The organism is Nonomuraea sp. NPDC049486, assembly GCF_040676925.1.
In the GTDB taxonomy this organism is placed as follows: domain Bacteria; phylum Actinomycetota; class Actinomycetes; order Streptosporangiales; family Streptosporangiaceae; genus Nonomuraea; species Nonomuraea ferruginea.
This window is the reverse complement of sequence record NZ_JBFAPV010000039.1, coordinates 1-5096: the sequence shown is the minus strand read 5'-3', so window position 1 is coordinate 5096 and position 5096 is coordinate 1. Positions and strand designations below refer to the sequence as shown.

2 protein-coding genes are annotated in these 5096 nt (G+C 73.9%); both read right to left on the bottom strand.

The features are described 5' to 3' along the window. The coding region (locus AB0K05_RS44345) for a polyketide synthase docking domain-containing protein (protein WP_364237860.1) at positions 1–137 on the bottom strand (137 nt) is incomplete at its 3' end. 17 nt (positions 138–154) lie between these two features. Further along, the gene (locus AB0K05_RS44340) at positions 155–5086 is read right to left on the bottom strand and encodes a type I polyketide synthase (protein ID WP_364237858.1); all 4932 of its coding nucleotides are present in this window, start codon (positions 5084–5086) and stop codon (positions 155–157) included. Between the last annotated feature and the right edge of the window lie 10 nt (positions 5087–5096).

Sequence of the window (5096 nt, the reverse complement as noted above, 5' to 3'; positions counted from 1 at the left end):
GGAAAACGACACGCCATCCCCACGATCGCCACCGGCTCATGCCTGCGCCCCTGATCCTCAGCCAGCCGCTGACGCGTCTCCGCCAGCTCGACGGTCGCGCGCCTCAGGTAATCGCGAAGCTTCTGCTCGTTCTCCATCGCTCCGGCCCTTCCAGTCACAGGTCGTTGTCGATGAGGGCGAAGATCTCCTCATCAGAGGCGTCGTCGATCTTGTCCACCACCGTGTCGGGGCGGCCGCCGTCCGGTTCGGTGCCGAAGCGGGCCAGGCCGCTCTTCAGCACGGCGACGAGCTTGCCGCGGATGATCTCGCTGTCGTCCTTGGCGGTGGTGAGCATCGACCCCACGTGCTCCAGGGCGCCGCGCAGCATGTCCTCGGGCGACGGCTGCGTGGGAGCCAGCGCGTCGAACAGGTGCTGCGCCAGCACCCGCACGGTCGGGTGGTCGAAGACGAGGGTCGCGGGCAGCCGCAGCCCGGTGTCGGTGTTGAGCCGGTTGCGGAGTTCGACGGCGGTCAGTGAGTCGAAGCCGAGCTGGTTGAAGGCCCGGTCGATGCCGACCTTGTCCGCGCTGCCGTGGGCGAGCACTGCTGCGACGTGGTCGCGTACGGTGTCGGTGAGCAGCCGCAGCGCCTCGTCCCGGTTCAGCTCCGACAGCCGGGACACCAGCGACCCCGCGCCCTCGGCCCGTCCGGCGGCGCGGCGTGGCACGCGGACGAGGCCGCGCAGCATTCCCGGCAGCGTGTCGTTCTCCGCCCGCGCCCGCAGCCCCGCCATGTCCCAGCGGGCCGCCACCACCACCGGATCGACATCGCCGGCCAGGGCCGCGTCGAACAACGCCAGCCCTTCCTCCACCGCGAGCGGCGCGATCCCCGCGCGGGCCAGCCGCGCCTTGTCCGCCTCCGCCAGAACACCGGTCATGCCGGACTCCACGTCCCAGAGTCCCCAGGCCACGGAGACCGCCGGCAGCCCCGCCGCACGCCGGGCAACCGCCAGCCCGTCCAGGAACGCGTTCGCCGCCGCGTAATTGCCCTGGCCCGCGTTGCCCAGCACTCCGGCCAGCGAGGAGAACAACACGAAGAACCCCAGATCCCGGGTCAGCTCGTGCAGGAACCAGGCGGCGTCCGCCTTCGGCCCCAGCACCCCGGCCACCCGCTCCGGAGTCAACCCCTCCACCAGCCCGTCGTCCAGCACCCCGGCGACATGCACCACACCGGCCAGCGGACCAGCCGAGGCCACCACGTCCGCGAGTTGCGCACGGTCGGACACGTCACACGCCGCCACCCGCACTCGGGCACCGGCTTCTTCCAGCTTGGCCACCAGTTCCGCCGCGCCCTCGGCCCGAGGTCCACGCCGCGACACGAGCACCAGATCCCGCACCCCGTGCAGTTCCACCAGCCGCAGCGCCACCAGAGCACCAAGTCCCCCGGTCCCGCCGGTCACCAGCACCGCACCAGACCTGGAGGCGTTGGAAGTGGTGGTCGTGGGGCGGCGGGTCAGGCGGGGGGCCAGGATCTGTCCGTCGACCACCCGTACCTGGGGCTCGCCCGAAGCCAGCACCGCGTCCCAGCCCGAGAACCCCTCCGGCACCTCCGCCAGCACGAACCGGCCCGGCTGCTCACTCTGCGCCGACCGCACCAGCCCCCACACCGCCGCACCGGCCACATCCCCCGGCCGCGTCGCGAACACCACCGGCGACGCCCCGGCCTGCTTCACCGCCGCAAGCACACGCGAGGTCAGCTCCCGAACCGCCACCGGAACGTCCGCCGACCCGCTCACACACCACACCACCTCCGGCTCCACCGAGCCCGGCGCGGAGGGAGCCACCTCGGCCCACTCCACCCCGTACAGCGGCAGACCGGCCGTGGCGAGCGACTCGGCCGGCACCGGGCGCGCTCGCAGGGAGTCCAGCGAGAACACCGGACGCCCCGAGGGACCGGCCGCCTCGATGGCGCACCCGTCAGGACCGGTCCTGGTCAGGCGGACCCGCAGCGTGCCCGCCCCGGCCTCGTACAGCCGCAGGCCGCGCAGCTCGAAGGGCAGGCGCAGCTCGTCGGCGGGGTCGGCGACGAGCAGCGGGTGGAACACGGCGTCGAACAGGGCGGGGTGGATGCCGAAGCCGGTCACGTCCACGCCCTCCGGCGCCACCACCTCCGCGAACAACTCCTCACCACGACGCCACAACGCCCGCAACCCCTGGAACGCCGCACCGTACTCGTAACCCCGCTCCCCCAGCCGCTCGTAACCCCCCTCGACCTCCACCACCACCGCGTCCACCGGCGGCCACACCCCCGCCCACTCGCCCACACCGGCACCCACGGCACCGTCGGCCAGCGAGCCGGACGCGTGCCGGGTCCAGCCGGTCTCGGGGTCGTCGACCGGCCGCGAGTGGACGCGCACCGGCCGGGCGCCCGAGGAGTCAGGAGGGTCCACGACGACCTGGACCGTGATCGGGCCGTGCCGCGGCAGCACCAGCGGAGCCTCGAACATCAGCTCCTCGACCAGATCGGAGCCGGTCCTCGTGGCGGCTTCCAGGACCAGGTCGGCCAGCGCGGTGCCGGGCAGCACCACGGCGCCCGCCACCGCGTGGTCGGCGAGCCAGGGCGCGGCGTTGATCGACAGGCTGCCGGTGAGCACGACCGGCCCGTCCCCGGCGAGGTCGAGCTCGGCTCCCAGCAGGGGGTGGGCGACCTCGCGCAGGCCGACGGCGGACAGGTTCGCGGCGCGGGCGGGCGGGCCGAGCCAGTAACGCTCGCGCTCGAAGGCGTAGGTCGGCAGGTCGACCCGGTTCCCGCCGGGGAGCAGCGCGGGCCAGTCGACGGACGCTCCGGCGGCCCAGACGCCGGCCAGGCACGCGGCCAGCGCGTCGGGCTCGGCGCGGTCGCGGCGGTGCAGGGCGAGGATCGAGGCGTCCTCGCCGGTGACGCAGTCGTGCGCCATGCCGGCGAGCACGGCCTGCGGCCCGACCTCCAGGAAGAGGTTGACCCCCTGCTCCTCCAGCCGGGCGATCATCGGGTGGAACATGACGGGCTGCCTGATCTGGCTCAGCCAGTATTCGGGGCTGGTCCACGGGGTGTCGAGGAGGCCGGTCACGGACGCGATCCGGGGCTTGCCGAACGTCACCGTGTCCAGCTCGGCGGCGAACCCGCCGACCATCGGTTCCATCAGCGGGGAGTGGAAGGCGTGGCTGACGGTCAGCCGCCGGACGCGCCGGCCGCGCTCGCGCCAGTGGGCGGCGACCGCGAGACACGTCTCCTCGTCGCCGGAGATCACCACGCTGTCCGGCCCGTTGACGGCGGCGATGCCGGCCTTGTCGTCGAGCCCGGCCAGGGTGAGCCGGACCTCGTCCGGCGTGGCGGCGATCGCGATCATGGCGCCGGGCTCGCGCAGCCCGTGCATCAGCCGGGCGCGGGCGGCGATCAGGCGGGCGGCGTCCGGCAGCGACCAGATCCCGGCGACGTGGGCGGCGGCGAACTCGCCGACGGAGTGCCCGACGACGTACGCGGGGGCGAGCCCGAGTGACTCCAGCAGCCGGAAGGCGGCGACCTCGAAGGCGAACAGGGCCGGCTGGGTGTAGAGGGTCTCGTCGAGCAGGGCGGCTTCCGGGGTGCCTGGCCCAGCCCACATGACCTCGCGCAGCGGCCGGTCCAGGTGGGGGTCGAGGGCGGCGCACGCCTCGTCCAGGGCCGCGGCGAACACCGGCGAGGCGGCGGCCAGCTCCCGGCCCATGCCGGGCCGCTGCCCGCCCTGCCCGGTGAACAGGAAGGCCGTGCGGGTGTGCTCGGCCGCCACGCCGGTGACCACCTCGGCCACGGGCCGCCCGCGCAGGTGGTCGCCGAGATGGGCGACCAGGGTCTCATGGTCGCGGCCGAGCACGACCGCGCGGTGCGGGTGCGCCGTCCGGGTGGTGACCAGGGAGTGTGCCACGTCGGCGGGGTCGGGGCGGTCCTGCGCCGTGACGTGGCGGTGCAGCCGCTCGGCCTGCGCGCGCACGCCCTGGGCGGTGTGGCCGCTGACGGCCCAGGCGAGCGGGCCGGTGAAGACGCGCTCGGGGCGGGCTTCGGGCAGGGGCGCGGCCTCGGGGACGTACTCCTCGATGATGGCGTGCGCGTTGGTGCCGCTGATGCCGAAGGAGGAGACCCCCGCCCGGCGGGGGTGCTCGCCGCGCGGCCACTCGCGGGCCTCGGTGAGCAGCCGTACGCCGCCCGCGGACCAGTCGGCGTGCGGCGTCGGCTCCTCGACGTGGAGGGTACGGGGAAGGGTCCCGTGCCGCATGGCCTGCACCATCTTGATCACACCGGCCACCCCGGCGGCAGCCTGGGTGTGACCGATGTTCGACTTCAACGAGCCCAGCCACACCGGCCGCTCAGCCGGACGTCCACGCCCGTACGTGGCCAGCAACGCCTGCGCCTCGATCGGATCGCCCAACGTCGTACCGGTGCCATGGGCCTCCACGACGTCGACGTCCCGCGTATCCAGCAACGCGTCGGCCAGCGCCTGACGAATCACCCGCTCCTGGGCCGGACCGCTCGGCGCCGTCATCCCGTTGGAGGCGCCGTCCTGGTTCACCGCCGAACCCCGCACCACCGCCAGGATCCGCCGGCCGTTGCGCCGCGCCTCCGACAACCGCTCCAGCACCAGCACCCCCACCCCCTCCGCCCACGCCGCACCATCGGCGGTGGAGGAGAACGGCTTGCAGCGGCCGTCAGGAGAGAGCGCGCGCTGGCGCGAGAACTCCACGAAGGCGTCAGGTGAGGCCAGCAGGGTGACGCCGCCCGCGAGGGCCAGCGTGCACTCCTCCTGCCGCAGGGCCCGCACGGCCAGGTGCAGGGTGACCAGGGAGGAGGAGCAGGCGGTGTCGACGGTGAGCGAGGGGCCTTCGAGCCCGAGGGTGTAGGAGACCCGCCCGGACAGCACGCTGGGCGTGCTCGCCGACAGCAGCACCCCCTCCAGCGCCGGAGGAACCGCGCCGTGCACGTAACGGGAGGAGTAGTCGTTGAACATGTTGCCGGCGTAGACGCCGGTACGGCTGCCCCGCAGCGTCACCGGATCGATCCCCGCCCGCTCCAACGCCTCCCAGCACGACTCCAAGAACAACCGA